This is a genomic window from Luteibacter sp. P4_D7_3 (genome assembly GCF_056401735.1).
This window is the reverse complement of the sequence record NZ_JBFUIT010000464.1, coordinates 1-2,290: the sequence shown is the minus strand read 5'-3', so window position 1 is coordinate 2,290 and position 2,290 is coordinate 1. Positions and strand designations below refer to the sequence as shown.

Here is a 2,290-nt window from a genome sequence, read left to right as displayed (position 1 = left end):
GACCAGTAGCGCGCCGATACGCGATACCTATCTCGACTTCCTCGTCGAGGTCTCGACCGACGGCAACAAGGTCGTCCGCGAGATCACGATGCTGCTCGACCCGCCGGGCGCGCCGGCATCGACGGCCGGCGCCACGGCCAGCGCGCCTGCGGCCAAGCCGTCGCGGACGTCGGAGGTGCCCTCTCGCGTGCCTGCGCGCAGCGAGTCGCGGGCTTCACGTAGCGAAGCGACCCCGGCGGCGCCCCGCGCTGCCGCCGCTCCCTCGGGCGCCAGCGATGGCTCGGTCACGGTTCAACGTGGCCAGAACCTCTCGACGATAGCTCGCGATCACACCAGTGGCGCCGACATCAACCAAGTCCTGCTGGCGCTGCACAAGGCCAATCCGGACGCCTTCTTCCGGGACAATATCAACGCGCTGAAAACCGGTGCGGTATTGCGCATCCCTTCCACCGACGACATCCAGGCCCAGTCGGCCGCGGCTGCTCTGGCGGAAGTACGCCGCCAGAACGAGGCATGGCGCTCGGGCACGGCGCGTTCGCCCTCGGTGGTTGCCGACGCAGCCTCCACCGGCGCAGCACAGGGCCCGGCCAAGGCCGCTGCTCCCGCCAACGATCGCCTGGCCATCGTCCCCTCGAAGGAGGGCGGCGACGCCGCTTCCACCCGAGCCGGTACGAAGGACGGCAAGGGCGACGCCCAGGTCGCCGGCCTGAAGCAGGAACTGACGACCTCGCAGGAGTCCGTCGCCTCGCTCAAGCAGCAGGGCGCCGAGCTGAAGTCGCGCATCGGCGACCTCGAAGAGATCAACACGAAGAACCAGCGCCTGATCAGCCTGAAGGACTCGGAAATTGCCGAGCTCCAGCGCAAGCTGGCTGAAACGCGCAAGGCCGCGGGGCAGCCCGCACCGGCCGCCACTGCGGCTGCGCCGGCTCAGGAAGCAGCGGCTGCCGCGCCGGCCGCCACGCCGGCCGTCGCTTCGACGGCGGCTTCGACGGCCGCCATCGTGCCTGCGCATGCGGCCACGGTGGCCGCTCCCGCTGTCGTCACGACGCCGGTCCAGGCACCCGCCGCGGCGTCGCCGGCTCCGGCCGCCAAGCCCCCCGTGCATAAGTTCAGCCCGGCGCCGGTCGTGGAAGACGATCCCTGGTATCTGCAGACCTGGGCTTGGGGCGGCGGCGCGATCGTCATCCTCCTGCTTCTTGTGGCAGCCGTGTTCGGCCGGAAGAAGCCCTCGGCCGTGGCCGGACCCGCTTCGGCCTCGCTGGCCGATCGTTTCGCGCGTGAACCGAACTTCGACACCTTCGGCCACAACGATGCGATGGACCAGGACCAGCGCGAGATCCTGGACGCGCTGGCCGAGCACCCGGACGATATCGGCCTGCACCTGGAGCTGGTGAGCCTGTACTACGGTCGCCGCGACGTCGAACATTTCGAAGCCGCTGCCGAGGCGATGTTCGCCCACGTCGCGGATCCCGAGCAGCCGGAATGGCGCGAAGTGGTGACGATGGGCGAAGACCTCGCTCCCAGCCATCCGCTGTTCGGCGGCGTGCCGGTCGACGAGATCGACGAGCCGTACGACCATTACGAACCCGGTCACGTGCATTCCGCCGATGAGGCCGCTGCGCTGGAGCAGTTCGATCTGGGCACGTACGTCACCGGTGCGGACGAGGAAGATCGTCCCGTCGTGCAGGCGCCGCAGAAGCACAGCGAATACCACTTCAACTTCGACCTGACGCCGGTGCAGCGCGCCGAGGCCGATCGCCGCCCCAACGCACCGGACGTCTTTGACGTCGATGCACCGGACTCCCTCTACACCGAGGTGCCGGCACACGGTTCGACCGACCACGGTTTGAGCGAGCCGGTTCCGGTGAGCGACGATCGTGCGTCCTGGTCGTTCAACGAAGAGACCGAAGCGGCTGCTACATCCGCCCACGACCTCCCGCGTTTCGACGAGCCGAACTTCCCGGACGAAGAGCCGATCGCCGATCACAATCCGGAAAGCTTCAGCGATGACCCGGTCGATACCAAACTCGACCTGGCCCGTGCCTATCTCGACATGGGCGACGCCGAAGGCGCACGCCTCATGCTCGACGAGGTGCTGTCCGAAGGCACGCAGATGCAGAAAGACACGGCCAAGCGGATCCTCAACGACATCGTCTGACGATCGCCCTGCTGACTACCTGCATGCCTCTATGTAGATACTCTCTTGGCCGTCAAGCGTTCTTGAGGTGTTCAGGGCTGAAGAGCTTCGAGGTATCGAAGTTCTCGTTGTTCTGCAGACAGGCCCACAGGC

The 2,290-nt window shown here is 67.4% G+C and carries 1 protein-coding gene; it reads left to right on the top strand.

Annotation, left to right across the window (positions count from 1 at the left end; all coding sequences use genetic code 11):
* Positions 1 to 2,158 (top strand): motility hub landmark protein FimV (locus AC1DSN_RS21565; protein WP_477332791.1); only part of this gene is annotated, 2,158 nt, incomplete at its 5' end.
* Between the last annotated feature and the right edge of the window lie 132 nt (positions 2,159 to 2,290).